This is a genomic window from Rhizobium hidalgonense, from assembly GCF_002914525.1.
In the GTDB taxonomy this organism is placed as follows: Bacteria; Pseudomonadota; Alphaproteobacteria; order Rhizobiales; family Rhizobiaceae; genus Rhizobium; species Rhizobium hidalgonense.
This window is the reverse complement of sequence record NZ_LODW01000033.1, coordinates 1-18,373: the sequence shown is the minus strand read 5'-3', so window position 1 is coordinate 18,373 and position 18,373 is coordinate 1. Positions and strand designations below refer to the sequence as shown.

The 18,373-nt window shown below is 61.5% G+C and carries 22 protein-coding genes; 8 read left to right on the top strand and 14 right to left on the bottom strand.

What is annotated here, in order from left to right; genetic code table 11:
- Positions 1 to 28: 28 nt before the first annotated feature.
- Positions 29 to 490 carry an Lrp/AsnC family transcriptional regulator gene (locus tag ATY29_RS02650; RefSeq protein ID WP_025415945.1) on the bottom strand — a complete coding sequence of 154 codons (462 nt, stop codon included), beginning with the start codon at positions 488 to 490 and terminating at the stop codon, positions 29 to 31.
- A 125-nt stretch (positions 491 to 615) separates the two neighbouring features.
- Between ATY29_RS02650 and ATY29_RS02645 the strand changes: the two genes are divergently transcribed.
- Complete coding sequence (locus ATY29_RS02645; RefSeq protein ID WP_003573708.1) at positions 616 to 1,407, top strand: phenylalanine 4-monooxygenase; 792 nt, start codon at positions 616 to 618, stop codon at positions 1,405 to 1,407.
- Positions 1,408 to 1,453: 46 nt separating this feature from the next.
- Here ATY29_RS02645 and ATY29_RS02640 read toward each other — a convergent pair whose 3' ends face one another.
- From ATY29_RS02640 to ATY29_RS02620, 6 genes are all read right to left on the bottom strand, one after another.
- On the bottom strand, positions 1,454 to 2,458 hold the full coding sequence (locus ATY29_RS02640; protein ID WP_193550344.1) for a L,D-transpeptidase family protein: 1,005 nt from the start codon (positions 2,456 to 2,458) through the stop codon (positions 1,454 to 1,456).
- Positions 2,459 to 2,502: 44 nt separating this feature from the next.
- Positions 2,503 to 3,387: a hypothetical protein gene (locus ATY29_RS02635; RefSeq protein ID WP_097534977.1), complete on the bottom strand. Its 885-nt coding sequence runs from the start codon at positions 3,385 to 3,387 to the stop codon at positions 2,503 to 2,505.
- 101 nt (positions 3,388 to 3,488) lie between these two features.
- On the bottom strand, positions 3,489 to 3,803 hold the full coding sequence (locus tag ATY29_RS02630; protein ID WP_097534975.1) for a hypothetical protein: 315 nt from the start codon (positions 3,801 to 3,803) through the stop codon (positions 3,489 to 3,491).
- Between the two features lie 103 nt (positions 3,804 to 3,906).
- The gene (locus ATY29_RS02625) at positions 3,907 to 4,488 is read right to left on the bottom strand and encodes a BA14K family protein (protein WP_097534973.1); all 582 of its coding nucleotides are present in this window, start codon (positions 4,486 to 4,488) and stop codon (positions 3,907 to 3,909) included.
- Positions 4,485 to 4,646, bottom strand: a complete 162-nt coding sequence (locus ATY29_RS36680; protein WP_003573713.1) for a hypothetical protein — start codon at positions 4,644 to 4,646, stop codon at positions 4,485 to 4,487. Before ATY29_RS36680 ends, ATY29_RS02625 begins: the two co-directional genes overlap by 4 nt.
- Positions 4,647 to 4,798: 152 nt before the next feature.
- On the bottom strand, positions 4,799 to 5,197 hold the full coding sequence (locus ATY29_RS02620) for a DUF1236 domain-containing protein (RefSeq protein WP_003573714.1): 399 nt from the start codon (positions 5,195 to 5,197) through the stop codon (positions 4,799 to 4,801).
- Positions 5,198 to 5,395: 198 nt separating this feature from the next.
- Between ATY29_RS02620 and ATY29_RS02615 the strand changes: the two genes are divergently transcribed.
- Positions 5,396 to 5,677 carry a hypothetical protein gene (locus ATY29_RS02615; protein ID WP_003573715.1) on the top strand — a complete coding sequence of 94 codons (282 nt, stop codon included), beginning with the start codon at positions 5,396 to 5,398 and terminating at the stop codon, positions 5,675 to 5,677.
- Positions 5,678 to 5,752: 75 nt separating this feature from the next.
- On the opposite strand, the gene ATY29_RS02610 is transcribed toward ATY29_RS02615, so the two are convergent.
- A complete protein-coding gene (locus ATY29_RS02610; RefSeq protein WP_003573717.1) occupies positions 5,753 to 6,598 on the bottom strand; it encodes a class I SAM-dependent methyltransferase in 846 nt (281 codons plus the stop codon).
- Positions 6,599 to 6,760: 162 nt separating this feature from the next.
- Between ATY29_RS02610 and ATY29_RS36675 the strand changes: the two genes are divergently transcribed.
- The 3 genes from ATY29_RS36675 (at position 6,761) to ATY29_RS02600 (ending at position 9,018) form a co-directional block, all read left to right on the top strand.
- Positions 6,761 to 6,937 carry a hypothetical protein gene (locus ATY29_RS36675; RefSeq protein WP_003573718.1) on the top strand — a complete coding sequence of 59 codons (177 nt, stop codon included), beginning with the start codon at positions 6,761 to 6,763 and terminating at the stop codon, positions 6,935 to 6,937.
- 63 nt (positions 6,938 to 7,000) lie between these two features.
- Positions 7,001 to 8,389: a sensor histidine kinase gene (locus ATY29_RS02605; protein ID WP_097534971.1), complete on the top strand. Its 1,389-nt coding sequence runs from the start codon at positions 7,001 to 7,003 to the stop codon at positions 8,387 to 8,389.
- A 2-nt stretch (positions 8,390 to 8,391) separates the two neighbouring features.
- Positions 8,392 to 9,018 carry a LuxR C-terminal-related transcriptional regulator gene (locus ATY29_RS02600; protein ID WP_003573720.1) on the top strand — a complete coding sequence of 209 codons (627 nt, stop codon included), beginning with the start codon at positions 8,392 to 8,394 and terminating at the stop codon, positions 9,016 to 9,018.
- A gap of 36 nt (positions 9,019 to 9,054) precedes the next feature.
- On the opposite strand, the gene ATY29_RS02595 is transcribed toward ATY29_RS02600, so the two are convergent.
- Positions 9,055 to 9,615 (bottom strand): hypothetical protein, encoded by a 561-nt coding sequence (locus ATY29_RS02595; protein WP_097535208.1) that lies wholly within the window; start codon positions 9,613 to 9,615, stop codon positions 9,055 to 9,057.
- 308 nt (positions 9,616 to 9,923) lie between these two features.
- Here ATY29_RS02595 and ATY29_RS02590 point away from each other — a divergent pair, with 308 nt between their 5' ends.
- The 3 genes from ATY29_RS02590 to ATY29_RS02580 all read left to right on the top strand — a co-directional run bounded on the left by ATY29_RS02590 (position 9,924) and on the right by ATY29_RS02580 (position 11,506).
- Positions 9,924 to 10,421 carry a hypothetical protein gene (locus tag ATY29_RS02590; RefSeq protein ID WP_097534969.1) on the top strand — a complete coding sequence of 166 codons (498 nt, stop codon included), beginning with the start codon at positions 9,924 to 9,926 and terminating at the stop codon, positions 10,419 to 10,421.
- A gap of 24 nt (positions 10,422 to 10,445) precedes the next feature.
- Positions 10,446 to 11,237 carry an exodeoxyribonuclease III gene (gene xth, locus ATY29_RS02585; RefSeq protein WP_003573723.1) on the top strand — a complete coding sequence of 264 codons (792 nt, stop codon included), beginning with the start codon at positions 10,446 to 10,448 and terminating at the stop codon, positions 11,235 to 11,237.
- Between the two features lie 86 nt (positions 11,238 to 11,323).
- Positions 11,324 to 11,506, top strand: coding sequence for a hypothetical protein (locus ATY29_RS02580; protein ID WP_003573724.1), 183 nt, complete (start codon positions 11,324 to 11,326; stop codon positions 11,504 to 11,506).
- A 20-nt stretch (positions 11,507 to 11,526) separates the two neighbouring features.
- On the opposite strand, the gene ATY29_RS02575 is transcribed toward ATY29_RS02580, so the two are convergent.
- The 5 genes from ATY29_RS02575 to ATY29_RS02555 all read right to left on the bottom strand — a co-directional run.
- Entirely contained in the window at positions 11,527 to 13,611 is a 2,085-nt protein-coding gene (locus ATY29_RS02575) for an FAD-dependent oxidoreductase (RefSeq protein WP_097534967.1), read from the bottom strand.
- A 6-nt stretch (positions 13,612 to 13,617) separates the two neighbouring features.
- Entirely contained in the window at positions 13,618 to 14,787 is a 1,170-nt protein-coding gene (locus ATY29_RS02570; RefSeq protein WP_097534965.1) for a Gfo/Idh/MocA family protein, read from the bottom strand.
- Between the two features lie 12 nt (positions 14,788 to 14,799).
- Positions 14,800 to 16,455: a GMC family oxidoreductase gene (locus tag ATY29_RS02565; protein ID WP_003573728.1), complete on the bottom strand. Its 1,656-nt coding sequence runs from the start codon at positions 16,453 to 16,455 to the stop codon at positions 14,800 to 14,802.
- A gap of 9 nt (positions 16,456 to 16,464) precedes the next feature.
- Positions 16,465 to 18,003 carry a GMC oxidoreductase gene (locus ATY29_RS02560; protein ID WP_097534962.1) on the bottom strand — a complete coding sequence of 513 codons (1,539 nt, stop codon included), beginning with the start codon at positions 18,001 to 18,003 and terminating at the stop codon, positions 16,465 to 16,467.
- A 15-nt stretch (positions 18,004 to 18,018) separates the two neighbouring features.
- On the bottom strand, positions 18,019 to 18,373 hold a 355-nt coding region (locus ATY29_RS02555; RefSeq protein ID WP_133118176.1), incomplete at its 5' end, for a TOBE domain-containing protein.

The following is an 18,373-nucleotide window of genomic DNA, read 5'->3' as shown; positions in this document are numbered from 1 at the left end:
CAATCGGTGACCACCTTGGCGAGACGTGTCAGATCGGCAGTTCGGTCGAGAATTTCAGCTCGCGCAGCACGAAGCTCGAGACCACAGTGCGCACATGCGGGTTGCGCAGCAGGTAGCGGGTCATGAAGACCTCGTAGCTTTCGACGTCCCTCGCCCGGATCTTCAGCATGTAGTCGAAGGCTCCCGACAAGGCGTAGCACTCCATAATCTCCGGTCGCTCCAGCACCACCGACGCAAAAGAGGCGACCGCCTCTTCATGGTGATCCTCCAGCGTGACATGCGCGATCACGCAGAGCTTGAGATCGAGTTTGCCGGGATCGAGCAAGGTCACACGCTTGCGGATGACGCCGTCGGCTTCCAGCTCCTGGATCTTCCGCCAGGCCGAACTCTGCGACATGCCGGCCTTTTCTGCGAGATCCGCCAGCGACAGACTGCCGTCTGCTTGGACGAGCTTCAGAAGGGTGCGGCGGAAATTCCCAGCTTCTTTCATTTTTGGCGCCATTTTCGGGAACATTTGCCACCATTATGGCAATGACCAGCACGAAAGAAAAGAAAATCCTCCAATGCTGGAGGATAATGGTAGGAATATCGTCATGCGCCTGCGAGGATCAGCATATGACCAAGGAAAGCAGCTACACCGCCAAACTGCCCGGAGCCGACGGCCTCTATGACTATACCGCCGATGAAGACGCGATCTGGGGCGAACTCTACCGGCGTCAGATGAAGATCCTGGCCGATACGGCCTGCCGCGAATATCTGGACGGCGTCAAAATGCTGGGGCTCAAGCCGGAGAAGGTGCCGCAGCTTCTCGACGTCAATAGGCGCCTGAACGAGACCACCGGCTTCGGCGTCGAGGGCGTGCCGGCGCTCATCCCGCCCTCGCGCTTTTATGAACTTCTGTCGCAAGGCAAATTCCCGCTCGCCACCTTCCTGCGCCGCCGCGAACATATCGACTATATCGAGGAACCGGACCTGTTCCACGAGGTCTTCGGCCACTGCCCGCTGCTGACCAACCAGAGCTATGCCAATTTTGTCCGGCATTTCGGCGAGGCGGCCGTCCGCCTCGGCAAGGGCTATTCCTGGCATCTGTTCCGGGTCTTCTGGTTCACCGTCGAATTCGGCCTGATCAACACGCCTGAGGGCCGGCGCTGCTTCGGCGCGGGTATCGTCTCCTCGCCAAGCGAAGCGAAAGCGGCAATGGAAGGCAAGGCCTGCGAGTTTCGGCCCTTCGATCTCATGAGCGTGCTCAGAACCCCCTATCGCATCGATATTCTTCAGCCGATCTACTATGTCATCGACGGCTTCGCCGATCTGGAGGCAATCGTCGAGCAGGACATCGAGGGGATGATCCTCAAGGCGAAATCGCTGGGTGATTTCGCCCCCGCTTTTGAGGCTAAGGCGTCGTAATCGTTGGGACCGCGGGGAAGATGGCAGCACTGCAAGGTGCTGCGTCTCACTTCGGCGTGGCTGAACTTCGATTGACGAAATCCACCAGGACACCTGGCTTTACCATGCCGGCCAATTCTTCGGCGTCCCAGTTGGTCAGCCGCACGCAGCCATGCGAGCCAACCTTGTCGATGAGTTTCGGCTCCGGTGTCCCGTGTATTCCATAGGTTGGCTCGGTCAGGTCGATCCAGACGGTGCCAACCGGGCCATTCGGTCCTTTCGGAATGGTCAGGACCTTGTCGTTCTTTCCCTGCTTGAAGTTGAGCTTCGGGTCATAGCGGTAGACCGGCATCCTCGCGACGCCCTTGACCTTGTGCTTGCCCGACGGCGCCGGATTGTCTTCGCTGCCGATCGTCGCGGGATAGACGGCAAGCAGCGCTCCGTCCCCGGCATAGGCCAGCACCTGCCCCGCCTTCCGATCGGCCTCTATCCGCTTGACCTTGCCTTGCCTCGGGACGCCGGGGCTCACCACCCACACCGTATCGCCGGGAGCAAATTTCGAAGCCGGGTTGAGCGCGTTGACAAGATCGATACCCATGTGGAAGCGCTCCGATAGTTTTTCCGCAACGCTGGTATATCCCAGGCTCTGCATCTTTGCCTTCTCGCCATAGTCTTCGGGGATCTCGTCGACGAGACCCTTGGCGTCCTCTGCCGAGACGACGTAGCTCTCGACGACAGGAGTAGTATTGCCTTCCAGGCGAGAGGCAACGTCCGGATCCACCCTGCCATCGACGGGAAGCTTATTCATAGCTTCGAAACCGGCCACCGCCTTGTTGACGTTCTCGCCGGCGAGCCCGTCGATGACGCCAGGCGATGCGCCGGCACGGTCCAGCAGGACCTGAAGGCGGACGACTGCCGGATCCGGATCTGCGGGCGCAGACTTTTCTGTCCCAATGGAGGCGATCGAAGCTGCGTTGATGATGTCAGGTTTAAGTTCCCGCGCGGCGGCGCCGCCAACGGAAATGGAGAGAGCGAGCAGCGACATCGGCAGGGCTTTTTTCATGGACGACAAATGGCTGGCGGCGCAACTTGTTCCACTGGGCAAGAGTGCCCCGGTCACGACATCCTGGCCTGCCTCCTGGCTTCGCGCGATTTGGCCGTCCGGCGAGCGGGCCTCAGTTCCTCGATCGTCGGCAGCCACCACGCTGCGTCCCCATCTGGAGACATCTTCACAGGCCAGGTGCGGACGAGTTCTTCGAGCGTCGGCAGCCGCCAATATCCCCAGACGTGATCTTCGGTCACATCAGGATAGGCGTCGGCTACGACATCCGGGGCGACCAGTTCGCCTGATATTTCGGTAAAGACGACGATACCATAGGCGGTGGCCACCGGCCGCCCGATCGGCGGCAAGTCGTGGCTGAGAAGCGGGTAACGACGGCGCTTTCGTTCTGCGGAGCGGCGCTTGCTGCGGATGTCCTCTTCGCTCCCCTTGCGCTCTTCGGCCCGGCGCCGTCTCTCCTCCGGCTCGTTTCTGCGGGCGGCCGCTTCGATGTCGGGCCATTGGCGTCTGAGGTCTTCATAGGATCGGAAGGGAACGTGCCATATCCTGAGGTCGCCGTCCCAGCGTGAGAATGGCACTTCGTGCAGCTGGTCGACGACGGTCTTCGAATAGGGCGTGCGGATTCGAAAGCCTGCCTTGCCGAGTTCAAGATACGGACTGTCGATCGGATCGAAGGCGAAGGCGTCGCGTCCCTTCGCATCCGCATGGGCGTCGGCTTCCGCCTCCAGCTCGGCAAGCCATCGCCCGATGCGACGGGAGGCCGTTCTGCCAGGAACGAACCAGGCTTTGCGGGCATCGCTCCAGCGGGCGCGCGGGAAACGCCTTCGGAACTGCTCGACGGTCATCCGGTCGTAAGGGAAAGCAATATCGGCGCCGGGCTTGGCGTCGTCGTCGCCGGGCGGCGCCTCGTCGTGGTCAGCGTGGGTTTTCGCTTCGGTCATGGAAGGAGAACGCTCTTGCGGGGTGACGGTTTCCGCTGAGGCAGTCGGCGCAGTGACCTGATGACGCCGCGCAGCTGGACAAGGTCGCAGGCGATCTCTGCTCAGTGAACAGTCTTCGCCGACGTCTCCGGATGCGAGATGGTCTGGAGCGTCGCCATAAGCTTTTCGAATTCAGTCAGGACACGATTGAACTCGACGTCCTGCATATTGGCGATTTCCGCTATCGTCGAGGAAACGGATGCGATGAGCCTGTCGATCCACATGCAGCGCTCTGCCGGCACATTGCCGAGCACCTCCTGCCGATGCGTCTTCAGCTCGTGCAGGATGCGTATGATAAGGGCTCCCCGCTCGGCCCTGCTCAAGAACCGGAGTCTCGTCTGCGCCCGTTGAATTTCCGTCACCAGTGTCGTCGCCATCCCTGATCTCCGACCCAATACTACCGGGTATCACAACCCCAGCGTTTGTAATACGGACTTTAGTCTGACTGCCACGCAGCGCAGCAGCAGGCACCGGCTCCAATCAATTATTCCTGGCAATGACGACCGGTACGTCGCAGCTGCGCCGCGGCCCGTCCCATGGTTGATAGCTATTATCTTCCGGTCGATACGACCTGTAACGAGCAGCGCACCAGCTAGCCGCCTGTGTACTTACCTCCGGGCCGACGCCTTCACCGGTCTCGGCGAGATTTTGCTGGAACGGCGAAGTGCAGGCGCGGATCTCGCCGCTATAAGATCGATAGCTGTTTGCCACCGGATCGAAGGAACGATAATGCTGCGCGCACCAGGCAAGGTGCTCGGGCGACAATTTCGGCTGCGGCGCCTGAGCTGCGGCTGAAGGATTGGCGGGCTCCGGCTTCGCCCGTGCCGTCATCACGGCCGGCGCCTCGGTGACGTAGCTGGAATAGAGAGGCGCAATCCGTTCGTAACTTTGCCGCCGAGCGTCGACTTTCACGGGGTGCGCCGTCCATAGGTCGGGCGCGGCAAGGTCCTGGAAGGCATGAGGTTCTGAATCAGCCACAACATGGGAGGCAACGGACGCAGCAGCGATGCAGGCCCCGACCGAACTGACGATGCCAAAGGCGACGGATGCGACGGCGTTCATCTTCCCGTCCCCTGCTGTTGAGGCTGCGGAATGGAGACGTGTCCGCCAGCGCGGTTTTCTCCCCCGTCGGTCGCGGCGAGCATGGCGAGAATGCCGGCGATAGGGATTGCGATCGGCGGCACGGCCAGACCAACGGATTTCACTTCTGAATGGATCATGTTCCTCTCCTCACGCTCGGCGATGACGCCGCCTCATGACGGTCTCTCTGCTTAGGCCGCACGACGACATCGCCGTCCGTCGTGCGGCTGTTCTGAACGATGATTTCCGGATTAAGCCGTGGCCCGGCAGGGGCCGCGAAGGGGGGATCAGGTTACTTGATAACCTGGATCACCTTGCGGGATGACGGTTCGACGATGATGCGTTGATCATTGACCACCGCGTAGGCATAGGTCGGGTCATCCGGAATAGGCGTCACGACGACGGTCTCCGGCAAAGGCTGGCCGACGACAATCTTCTCTTTCACGACCACGCGCGCCGATGGGGCCGGAGCCTCGCGGACATAGGTGACGACCTTCTGCGGCGGCGGATCGATCGCTGTACCGACGACTGCGCCGGCAACGCCGCCGACGGCGGCACCCACGGGACCACCGACGATCGCTCCGGTCACCGCGCCACCGGCCGCGCCGTTGACGGTCGACGATTGAGCGAATGCGATGCCGGACATAAGGGTCACGGCAGTTGCCGCGCCGACGATAAGTTTGGAGAGCATGTTTTCCTCCTTCTGTTTTGAAGCGGCCCTGGTGACCGCTGCCAAACCAACCAGTTAGCAGCGGGGTCGTTCCACGCCCCGGACCTCAGTCCGATCGATCCCGGCCTTTGGTCCTAAATCCATGTCAATGTCGGTTGCCGGCGCTATTTTCGGATAGGAAGGTCTTATCGGTCCGGGCTTAGGAGGAGACTGACGGAAATGGCGCGATCCAACCGCAGGGAGGCGGGGCGCAGACGCCTGGCGATGCGGCTGCCGGAGATGCGGAAGCTGATCATGGAAGCGCGCGACCCGTGGCAGCTCGAGCTCTTCGAGGCCTATCAGATGGCCGTCGAGGCACGTGACGCTGTTCAAAGGCGACGGGTCAGTTCGAAGCTGGTGCAGGAACATGACGAGACCTGTTTCGAGATCGAAAAACACGTCATCCGCGCCATACACGAATCTACTTACGCGAACGAGCAGAAGGCCGGCGAGCCGTCATAGCCCCAGGCAGACCTTTTTGAACCATTTCATTTGCAGCAACCCTGTAATTGGCACACCGGCCATCGCTGAAGGCGATTACGCAGCGCGGCCGGCGACGACCAACGCGCTCATGCTGCCGCTGGGAGAAGCTCCGTGCCGCGCTTCCACTCGCTCGGCCACCTCGTCGACAATCTCGGACATGCGTTCCGGCGCCCGCCATTCGATCTCCCCCCGCAGTGGCGTGCCTTGGCAAAAGGCGCTTGCCACGTCTTGCGCGGTAGCCGCGGCTGATATCAATTCGAGCCGATCGCAGGTCACTGCCTTAAATCCCGCCGATGACATCTGTGCTTTGATCGGACCGGGATCGAAGTAGGAGTATGGTAAGCGCCTGAGAAAATCCGGCGGATCGGAGGGGAAGATGCCTGCCAGACATTCGTCCACACATCGCGCGAAGTCGTTGACTGAGAGTGAATCCCACGTCGAGAACAGAAAGCGGCCTTTGCCGCGTAATACTCTTTCAGCCTCGCTATAGGCTTTTACTTTATCCGGAAAAAACATTGCGCCGAACTGGCAGATGACGAGATCGAACATTTCGGGGGCGAATGGGAGATTTTGCGCATCGGCGTGCATCCAGTGTGTCCGCGACAGCGTCACCGATGGCGCGCCGATATCGATCATCGCCTGGCTGAGGTCGGTGGCAACGATCTCCGTCGGTGGATCAAGCGTCGTGCGCAGAGCGCGTGTCAAGGCGCCCGTCCCTGCCGCGAGCTCGAGAACGCTGCCTGGTTTCGACCGGTCGGCAAGGATTGCCATCTCCGCCGCATAGGGCGCAAAGAGGATCGGCACGAGGAGGGACTGGTAAAGCTCCGCAACACTTTCCTCGAACGGAGGCGGGGCGAATGCGGCGTGGGCGCCGTTTTCGATGTTGGCAGAAATCGTCACTGGAAAATCTCCAAACCCTCGAGCCATTCAGTGCTGAAATATGCCTGAATCCGCTGAGGTCCACGGGGGTCGGACCTAGGTCCCAGGCCCGTCAGACCGAAGTCCCGGCGGTGGAACGCGCGTCCCATCGCGTCGTTTCGAAGGGGTGAAGGAGATCCCGATATGGCTCAGACTAACAGATCCCGTGTCAATGACGCCTGCAACCTGTCCGTCATCGCCCTTGTCGTCGTTCTGGCTGCTCTTCTCTATATTTTCGGTGCAGCCATGTCAGGCGATACGCTCCAATTGACGAAAAGCATAAGAGGCGCCGAAATCTTTGATACCAGAGATCTGCCCTGATGCTGTCTGGAAAAATTTCGAGGAAGCGATAGGTTAGGCGGCAAGTCTCTTACTGGTATCACAATGAATTGGCTTCGCCGCTGGAATGCCCGCTCACTCGCCTCCCAGTTCTTCATCGCGGGTGGATTGATCTCGATTGCCGCCATGTTCCTCGTGGGGCTTCTCGTTACCCATCTCATAGAGGAGGCGGTCATCCACAATTCCGGTGCTGCGACGGCGCTCTATGTCGACAGCGTGGTCGCGCCGCTGCTTCCCGACATGCAGACGGCATCATTCCTCGACGAAGGCACCGCACAGGCTCTGGACGAAACGCTTGGTCAGGGCGCACTCGGCAGGCGGCTTGTTTCGTTCAGGCTGTGGCGAAGCGACGGCACCATTCTCTACTCCAACGAAAAGGCGCTGGTCGGCAGGACATTTGCGGTCAACGACAAGCTCCAAAAAGCCTTCGCAGGATCTCTCGTTTCGCGCTATGAAATCGCCGACGATCCTGAAAGCGGCAAAGAGCGCGCACTCGGCAAGCCGCTGATGGAAATCTACAATCCTGTACTCCAGCCATGGTCCGGACAGGCGGTCGCCGTCATTGAATTTTACGAGTCGGCAGAAGGGTTGAGCGACAGTCTGGCGCATGCCAGGCTCCAGAGCTGGGCCGCCGTCGCGGCTTTGACAGCCATCTTTTTCCTTATTCTCGCCGTCTTGGTGTTTCGGGTCAGCCGCACGATCGAAGCGCAACGGAAGGATCTCAAAGAACGGGTCAGCGACCTGTCCGCGCTGCTCGCGGAAAACCGCGCGCTGCAGCGGCGGCTGCAGCGGGCCTCCCAGCGCGTGGCGGCGCTGAACGAAACATACCTGCGCAGCATCGGCGCCGATCTGCACGACGGCCCGGCCCAGCACATTGCCTATGCCTCACTGCGGCTGGACAGCGATCTATTGATCAATGCGTCGACCCCGCCTGAAACGCGCGAAAAGGAACTCGCGTGGATACGCTCGAGCCTTGCCGAAGCGATGACCGAGATCCGTAGTATCTGCAGCGGACTGGTACTGCCGCAGATCGAGAAATCTTCGATTACCGAGATCGTAACCCGGGTGGTCGAGGCGCATCAGCGCAAAACCGAAACCCATGTCGAAACAGTTATCGACGATGATGGACCCGAACCCGCGCCTGCCGTAAAGATCTGTATTTATCGCTTCGTTCAGGAAGCCTTGAACAACGCCTATCGCCACGGCGGCGGTATTCAGCAGACGGTAAAAGCCGTCTCGCAGGATGGTCACGTTCATGTCGAGGTCAGCGACCGCGGCGATGGCTTCGACCCGATCGAGGTGAGGCCGACGAGCCTCGGCCTGGTGGGGCTTCGCGAGCGTATCGACAGCCTCGGAGGTTCCTTCGACGTCAAGACAGGTGAAGGAGGGACCACGGTGACCATGACCTTCGAGCCTATGGAAGTGGGAGATTAAAGATGACATCCATCACCATCGGCGTTGTGGACGACCACCCGCTTTTTCGCGAAGGCGTAACGCGCAGCCTGTCGGAAATCACAGGCTTTGCCGTCGTTGGCGAAGGCGCCAGCAGCGATGATGCGGCAATGATCGCGTCGACCAACCGTCCCGACATCATGCTCCTCGATGTTTCTATGCCCGGCGGCGGGCTGTCGGCGATCAGCGACGTGCTGACACTGAGCCCGGCAACGAAAGTGCTGATGTTGACGGTATCCGAGGAGGTGGACACGCTGATGGCAGCCCTGCAACGGGGCGCAATGGGCTATGTTCTCAAAGGTGTCGGTTCGCGTGGTCTCGCTGAAGCGATCCAGACGGTGCTGAGTGGCTCACGCTACATCTCGCCGACCATGTCGACGAAGGTCATGGAGAATTCGCTGAATGGCGGCTCCGCCCCCGACAAGAACAGTCTGACGCCGCGGGAACGCGAGGTGATGGATCTGGTCGCCCAGGGCTTGTCAAACAAGCATATCGGCTTGCGTCTCAATCTGCAGGAAAAGACGGTGAAGCATCATATGACACAGATTCTGAGCAAGCTCGGCGTCTCGAACAGAACTGAAGCGGCTCTGCAATGGCGCGAACAACACTAGATCAGAAATTGTCAGCATCGCACCCGCTTGGCGGCCTCAGCGAAGGTAGCGGCCCAGCCGGCGGGCATCGTTTGCCGTCGCTTCCCGGCTTATGATCGTCCGGCCTTTTCCGTCCTTCATCACGTAGCGGCCGCGCCGCAGGGTTTCGGTAATGCCGTTCGCGTGGCGGACGTCGATCGAACCATCGGACGCTGCGGTCGCTCGTGCCGCCGATCCTTGCGAGGTCCCCGTGGCAGAGGAAGAGGATCGGCCACCATTGTTGGAACTTCCACCGCCGCTGTTCCCCGAGCCGCTATTGCCGTTGCCACCACTATTGCCGTTGCCGCTCCCTCCCCCGTTGCCGCTCCCTCCCCCGTTGCCGTTACCGCCGCCGTTGCCGTTACCGCCGCCGTTGCCGCTACCGCCGCCGTTGCCATTTCCTCCCCCGTTGCCGTTGCCGCCACTGTTACCGTTATTGCCGTCCTTGGCCTCAGCGCGATCTACTGCCAGAACAGGAAGGGAGCCGTCGAGATTGAATGTGGCCGGCGATGCGGCAGCGACGAGGGCAACGGCCGCGCTGCCGCCCAATCTCAGGAAATCGCGTTTCGAGAGTATCATCGCCTCGTCCATTCTTCGCCATCTCTTACGCATTATAGATGCGCGGCAATTTTCGCCGTTCCGGCGACCAAATGCAACCGGACCTAGGTACCAGATCAGGCAGGACTTTGGTCCCGCCCCGCCGGCTTGCCGAGGCGATGAGCGAGGAAATGTCCGAACGATTATTGCCGGCACCGGATTGCGCGGCGAGCCATTGGCGATATTCGCCTTCTCGTCAATACATCACCGCATAAGGAGGATGGATTTTTCTGGAACTTCTTTCCTCGTCGCCGATTTTGGTTGTCGAAGAGCAACAGAGGAAAACCCCGATGGCAAACCCCCACGAATCCCCCGCAGTCCAGTCCCTGCGAAAAGAGCAGGCAGAGCAGCAAAGAAGGGCTCGAAAGGGTGAGCTCGACAGAGGTATCGAGGGCACCTTCCCGGCCTCCGACCCAGTGTCGGCCACCCACACCTCGATTCCGGCCGGGCGCAGCGATGTCGAGGCGGCTGAGCGCGTGAAGCGGGAGCCCGATCCTACCAGCCTCGACGAGGGTTTTCCGCTCGTTGACCAAGCCCTGCGCTCGACCGGCGAAACCGGCGGCGGCTCCGAAGGCTTCGATGTCGATCGCGGAGAAAGACGCGCGCTTCAGAAAGAAGCCGGCCGAGTGGTCGAAACCGCTTCGGAGCTGGCTTCCGGAACAGCCCGCCTGGCAAAGGCGGAAGCGCGCAGCTTGGTCCAGGAACTCGAAGATCGCATACGCCGGCAGCCGCTGACCGCGGTTGCGATCGTCGCCGGCATCGCCTTCGTCTTCGGCGCGACGCGTTGAGCACCCTGGTCGTCCGAGAACCCCGTGAAAATCGCGACCTATAACGTCAACGGGATCAATGGACGGCTGGCCATCCTGCTGCGCTGGCTGAAGGAGGACGCCCCCGATGTGGTTTGCCTCCAGGAACTGAAGACCGACGACGCCAAGTTTCCGCGAAAGGAGATCGAACGATCCGGCTACGGCGCCATCTGGCACGGACAGAAGTCCTGGAACGGCGTCGCCATCCTGGCGAAGGGCAAGACACCGATCCTGACACGGCGCGGTCTTCCCGGCGATCCCGATGACAGCCACAGCCGATATATCGAAGCTGTCATCGATGGCATGGTGATCGGATGCCTGTATCTGCCGAACGGCAATCCGTTCCCCAGTGTCAAGTTCGACTACAAGCTTCGCTGGTTCCGCCGCCTGCACGACTACGCCGCCGAACTCCTCGACCTCGAAGTGCCGGCCATCCTGGCCGGCGACTTCAACGTCATGCCGACGGAGATCGACGTCTACAAGCCGGAGCGCTGGCTGGACGACGCGCTTTTCAGGCCGGAGGTCCGCAAGGCCTATGCCCATCTCGTCAGCCAGGGCTGGACCGACGCCGTCAGGCACCTCCATCCGGAAGAGCGCATCTATACGTTCTGGAAGTACTGGCGCAACAGCTTCGAACGTGACGCGGGGCTGCGGATCGACCACTTCCTGCTCAGCCCGGCCGTCGCGCCATGGCTACGATCGGCGACGGTCCGGAGAAAGCCGCGAGGCTGGGAGCATACGAGCGACCACGCGCCTGTCATGATCGAACTCGACATTCCCGAACAGACCGACGGTTGAGCCGCGCGGCCCGGGCGCTACGCCCATAGGAGCGAGGGAACCTCGCGATATCGCCGGGCGTTTCCTTGCAAAGGGAAATGGCCACTATGAACGAGAGCAAGAATTACCTGAACACCGATGAAATCCAGGCCGACGACCAGTTGTCGCCGAAGCCTGTCGAAGGAAAAGATCCGCCAAGACGGGTGCGCAGAAGCGAGGAAGCCATCGCCGAAGGCTCCGACGACACCGAGCGCGTTCGGGTTCCGCCCCCGGTTGCCAATCCCGATTGACTGCCCATCGCGTGGAGGTCTCAGTTATTCGCGTCGAGATCATAGATGCGGCCGGTCAACCAGGCCGGCCAATCCCGCTCGAAGAAGGACCTGGCGCTTTCATCAAAAGTGCGGTTTGCACGGGTCGCCAGCCTGATCTCATCGCCCTCGAGCCGGACGACGATCTGCGCGTCCCGATCGGCTTGCCGTTCTGTGCGGAAGCGATATTCCTCTAACGGGCCTGCGCTCGCCAGCGGAAGGGATTGGCCTTCGGCGTCACATATCGCCCGTGCTCCACGGCTGCCGCCGCCGTTGCGAATGAAGAAATCGAGAGCGCCGAGCACCGCTTCCGAGGCGAGCGCCATGTGCCGCCATTGCACGCCTCGGACCGCCTCGGCCGCACGCCCGTAGGCGACGCCATGGGCGCGAATGTCGGCGTTAAGCTTTTGCGCGTCGAACAAGGCCTGGCCGACGCTCTGCTGATCGCAGATGATGCCGGCCTTCTCGCTCATTCGCGCCTGCACGTCTGAGCGGATCGATTTGACGGTCAGCGGGCTCTCGGTGCGAAGAACCGCGAGGAGTTCCGTGATGCCGGTCTCTGCGACGCCTGAGATCTCGCCCGTGGCGGCCTGTTTCGCCCTGCCGCTAGCGCTGATATGCTCGGCCACCCGGGTGCCGAAGACTTGCCCGGCATTGAGCGCCGCGCCACCGGGCCTCGTCACGCCATGTGTGCCGGCCGCTTCTCCGACCGCGTAACAGCCCGCAAGATTGCTGCGGCCCCAGGTATCGACCATGACGCCGCCATTCATGTGCTGGTTGTTAACGGCGAATTCCAGCGGCTCGGCGGCAATGTCGATCTTGTAGCGGCGGTAAAGCTCGATCGCGAGCGGGTTCATGTGCTTCAGCCGATCGATCGGCATGTCCTGGCTGGCTCCGGCCTTGCCGAGATAGAGGCGAACGTCTTCATCAAGCCTCTCCAGGCTGAACGGCAGGTCGCCCGGCACCGGCAGCGGATTGCGATTGAAATCCATGAAGACACACCGCCCGGCGGCTGTCTCGCTCGATATGGCGAGATCCACCAGGCTTGAACCGAAATCGAGCGTGCGGGTCGCATGAAATGGCCATTGATAACCCTTGCGAAAGACGTTCGAGGCCAATTCCTGCGTGCTGCGGTAATATTGCGCCAGGAAGTAGTGTTCTACGCCATCGGCATCGACCGAGTAGATATGCGGGATCGCTTGGACGTAGGTGCCCGACAGATTCCACGGGAAGCCTTCCCTGCGCGTTCCGATGCCGAACTGGCTTTCTGTGAGGTTGACGAGTTCGACGCCTGCCTCGAGCGCCAGGCCGAGAGAGCCGAAGCAGCCGTTTGGATAGACGCTGTCGCGATAGAGCTCGCCTGGTCCGCCGGCTGCAAGCACGATGACGTCACTGACGAACAAGGCAATGCCCAGCGGATTCTCTTCCGTACGGTCGGCGGCGCGCATGGCGAGTATCCCGACGACGTGACGGTCCGCTCCCTCGCCTTCAGTCAGGATCTTGACCGCGGTGGCCTGGTTGTAGAACGGCACGGCGAGCCGGATCGCCTCTTCGGCCAGTACCTTGACCATCAGGCGCGAGGTGCGCGGACCGCAGCTGGTGGCGCGGCCGACCTCGTCATGGTCGGTCTGGTATCGCAGCGTTCCCCCGAGCGGATCCTGTGGCAGCGGCAGCCCTAAGAACTGCAGCGACGCCATCATCCGCGACGAGCCCACGGCCTCGACATAGGCGGTGTCCTCATCCATCGCGCCGCCGCTGCGGATGGCGCGGGCCATCGCCTTGTAATTATCGCCCTGGTCGGCGGTGTTGGCGGTATGCAGGGTCTGCTTATCGGATCCCGAGCAGGCCGAGGTTCCACCCCAGGCGCTTTGGCTCATGATGACGACGTCGTCGCCGCGCCGCTTCATTTCCACCGCCGCACGCAGACCCGCGGCACCCGATCCGACGACGACGCAACCGGCGCGATAGACCGGCACCTCGACGCCGGCGAGCCGAACCGCTTCCGAAGGGCCGGCTTCGGGGGGAAGCTTGGGCATATCGACATCGGTCAGTGCGTCGAGAATTTCCTGCGGAACAGCTGTGCTCATCGACGTTCAGCCCAGCGGGATGTCGACCCAGCGCTTCAGCCGGGAGGACTCCATGCATGCATCGACGATCTGGCAGATGTGATGGCCCGTATCGAAGGTCGGCCACATCGGCCTGTTTGCCACGATCGAGCGGATCACCTCGGCCGCCTCGATGATCTTGCTTTCGTTGTAGCCGATGCCGAAATTCGGCAGGGGAAGGAACGCCCGGAAGGTGGCGTTTTCCGGCCCGACGTCGATCTCCCGGAAGCCGCGCCGCCCGGTGCGGTCGTCGTTGGAATAGAAGCGCAGCCGGTTTATCTCGTCATAGGTATAGGCGATGCTGCCTTTCGTTCCATAGACTTCGTAGGTCTGCATGAACTTGCGGCCGGTCGCGACACGGCTGAAATCGACGATGCCGCCGGCGCCGTTGGCAAAACGGCAAAGCAGGTTCGTGGCGTCGGGGTTGGTAATGTCGGCCCATTCCTCGCTGCCTGTCAGTTTCACCTCTTCGCCATAGGCAAGGCCCTCGACGACGGGTCGGCGCGGCGTCACGATGAGATTGTCGGCGATCAGGGAACTGACGCGACCGACCAGGAAATCCATGAAGCTGAAAATGTGCGAGCCAGTATCGCCGACGATCCCGGTCGGCGCCAGCTTGCCATCGGCGCGCCACATGAAGGGCGCTGTGGGATCACCATACATGTCGACATGCTGGCAGCCGCGAAACAGCTTGATCTCGCCGATTTCGCCGGATTCTATGATGTCTTTCGCCAGATCATGGACCGGATTGCGGGGAAAAGCATGTCCGACACGGGTAATCACGCCCCTTTCTCTGGCGATCTCGGCCAGTTCGCGCGCTTCGTCGGCAGTGTTGGCCAGGGGCTTTTCGCAATAGACATGTTTGCCCGCCAGCAGGGCCGCCTTGGCCACAGGATAGTGCAGATGGTCAGGCAGGCAGATATCGATCAGATCTACCTCGGGATCGGCGACCGCCAGCTTCCAATCCTGATAGATCCTGGCGCCCGGCGCCCTGTTGCTGATATCCTCGGCTTGGTCAGGGTTGCTATCGACAAGCGCCACGATCCGCGCCGTTCCGTCCGAAACGCCGAAGAAATGCGGAAAAGTCTGATAGGCCATGGTGTGGATCTTCCCCATCCACCCCGAGGCACCAAGCACTGCAACTCTCACTTCAGACATTGTCGTTACTCCCTAGCGGATTTTGGCGCGGGCCCGAGGCCTGGTATCGTTGCGTTCATAGGCGAAGATTGCCGACGGCAGCGCCGGCAGGCCCCTGATAAGATCCGATCCCTTTTCGCCGACCATGATCGTCGGCGCGTTGGTATTGCAGGATGGCACGCGCGGCATGACGGAGGAATCGCAGACCCTCAGGCCTTCGAGGCCATGGACCTTGAGATCCAGCCCGACAACCGCATCGGCCCCCGTTCCCATCTTGCAGGTGCCCACAGGATGATGGTCGGTCTTGGCATTGGCGCAGCCGTAGTCGAACAGCTGCTCGTCGGTCATGACCTTCGGCCCAGGGAGCCTTTCGGCCATCACATAGGGCTTCAGCGCCGCCTGCTGCATGATCTCGCGGGCGATCTTTAGCCCCTCTATGGACATTTTTCGGTCGTGCGGATCCGACCAGTAATTGGGGTCGATCATGGGCGCAGCACCCGGGTCGGACGATGACAGACGCACTGTTCCCCGCGAGCGCGGATGCAGATAGGCGGAGTTGAGCGTCACGCCCGCATTCTTGAGCCGCTCGACACCGGCTTCGATGCCCGACCCGAGCCCAAGGTGGAATTGGATATCGGGAGAGCGTGCATCGGGATCGGCATACCAGAAGCCGCCGGTCTCAAAGAGCGACGACGCCACCGGACCGGTGCGGAACAGGACATATTGAATGCCGGCCCAAAGCGTGCGGTGAAGCTTGGCGACGCCATCATAGGTGTGATCGCCGGTGCATTCGGCGATGACGAAAAGATCCAGGTGATCCTGGAGGTTACCGCCGACACCAGGCAGATCGTGGAGCACCTTGACGCCCACCGATTTGAGATGATCGGCCGGCCCGATGCCGGACTGCAGAAGAAGCTTCGGCGATCCGATTGCGCCTGACGACACCAGGACTTCACGTTCGGCGCGCACAATCTCCGCGCCATGCGCAGTGGCGATCTCGACGCCGACGGCACGGCTTCCTTCCAGCACGATGCGGGCGACACGCGCGCCCGTCCGGACCGTCAGGTTCTTCCGGTCCCTGATCGGCGAGAGATAGGCGAGCGATGCCGAGGAGCGGCGGCGATTGCGCTGCGTCAGCTGATAAAATCCGACGCCCGCCTGCCGGCGGCCATTAAAATCGTGATTATAGGGAATGCCGAGCTCCTGCCCTGCGCGGATATAGGCATCGCAGATCGGCAGCGCTGCCGCCGGCATCGAGACCCCCAGCGGACCGCCATAAGCGTGATAGTCGTCGGCGAAGCGCTGGTTGTCCTCGGCGCGCTTAAAATACGGCAGGATCGAACGGTAGTCCCAGCCTTCGCAGCCATCTTCACTGGCCCAGAGGTCATAATCTGCAGCATTTCCGCGCGTATAGAGCTGAGCGTTGATCGACGAGCCGCCACCGATGACCTTCGCCTGGGTATAACGAAGCACCCGGCCGTTCATGTGCTTCTGGGGAACGGTTTGCCATCCCCAGCTGGCCACGCCCTTGGTCATCTTGGCAAAGCCGGCGGGCATGTGAAAAAGAGGGTTCCAGTCGCCACCGCCCGCTTCAAGCAGGAGGACGCTGATATCGGGATCCTCACTCAGCCGGCTTGCCAAGACGCATCCCGCGGGACCCGCACCGGTGATGATATAGTCGAATGTCATCTTACTGTCCTATTTGGGTCCGGCGCACGCCAATGGATCCGTTGATGCCTGCAGGTCTTTCGATGCGATGTGGTCCGCGACCCTCAGCGCCTGGCTGGCGACGGTGAGTGCGGGATTGACCGCGGCCGACGTCGGCAGGAAACCGGCGTCGACGACGAAGAGGTTCTCGTGATCATAGGAACGGCAGTAGGGATCGAGCGGCGCCGTCGCGGGGTCGTTTCCGATGCGGACCGTTCCGCACTGATGGGAGGGCGTGCGCTTGTCGAAAGGCCGCGACAGCACGATCGGAAATCCGATCGACTTCAGAATCGCCTTCAGCCTGGCGACGAGCGCCAGATGCGGATCCCAGTTGGTTCGCTGCCATTGCAGAACGATCCGGTCTCCATCGACCATGACGCGGCTCTCGGGATTGGGCACGTCCTCGCTCATCGCATAGAAGTCGATGGCATGATTGGTGATGAAACGCAGCAACCATTCCGGAGCCTGCGGCAGGGAACCCTTGAGAACCTTTTCGGAAATACGGCCAAGGAGCTGCACGTTGCCGAGCGGCGGTCCACCCTCCCCGTCCGAGAGATAGAAGTCGTTGAAGGCAAAGGTCTTCTGATAGACGGCGGTGTTCCTGAACCGTGGAGAGACGCCGATGACGGCGGAGGCATTGTGGTTCATGAAATTGCGGCCCACCTGATCGGAGGAATTCGCCAGGCCCTTTGGAAAGCGGTCGTTTTTCGAGCGCAGCAGAAGCACCGACGACTGTACGGCGCCTGCCGAAAGGATGACAATCTCAGGCGAAACCGTCAGCGTCTGCCCGTTCTTGACATAGGTGACCTGGTCGATCCGGTTCCCCGCCCCCGTGTCGAGCCTCGTCACACGCGCATTGGTTTCGAGCCGCACGTTTACGTGCTTCAGCGCCAGCATAAGCGCCGCGGTCTCGGCGTCCATCTTGCCGTCCCGTGCGTTCGGATGCGCATCCCATGGTGTGCGTGCCTTGGAGAGCCAGGCGTCAAGGTCGAGCCCAAGCGGCAACGAAGACGGATGCAGGCCTTTCTGCTTGAGACGCGCCCTGATATCGGCGATCGGCGCCTCGTCGGGCACGGGCGGGTAGGCGTAATCAGTCGAGTGGTATGGTTCGGTCGGATCTTCGCCCAGGCTGCCGCGAACCTGATACATCTGCTCCGCCTTCGAGTACCACGGCTCCAGTTCCTCATAGGGAAACGGCCAGGCCGGTGACACGCCTTCGCGATGCCGGATGACGCCGAAATCCTCTTTGCGGTAGCGCGACAAGACGGCGCCGTAGAATTTCGAATTGCCGCCGACATTGTAATAATTGCCGGGATTAAAGCCCTTGCCGTCTGCCTCGTACCAGGTTTCCCTCGGGCGAAAATGCCCCCGCTGGAAGATCGCGCGCTGATCACGATTGACGGGAAGATCGGCGATATGATCGCCGGCTTCGAGGATCAAGATCTCAGCGCCCGTCGCTGCCAGGCCGGCGGCGACCGTGGAGCCGCCGACGCCCGAACCGATGATGACGATGTCTGGGGAATTGCTCATATCAGCACCGGGCCGTCACGCAATCCGCACCTGGCTTTCGGGATCGAAGAACACGGCCTTGTCGAGATTGAAGGCAAGGCGTGTGCTTTGTCCGGGAGCGATACCGGTATCGGCGCGCAGGCGGGCGACGACGGATTTGCCGCCGAGCTTGGTGACGGCGAAGGTGTCGGAGCCGGCCGGTTCGACCACTTCGATCAGGCAGTCGCCTTCGGTCAGCGACCGCGCCTTGCGGTCGGCGCCGTCGGGATCGGTCAGCGCCTCGGGGCGGATGCCGAAGATCACCGGCTTGCCGGTATAGCGGGTCAGGCCGTCATTGCCTGCGATAACAGGCAATCTCAGCGGTGCGCCATTGGCCCGCTCCAGCGAGACC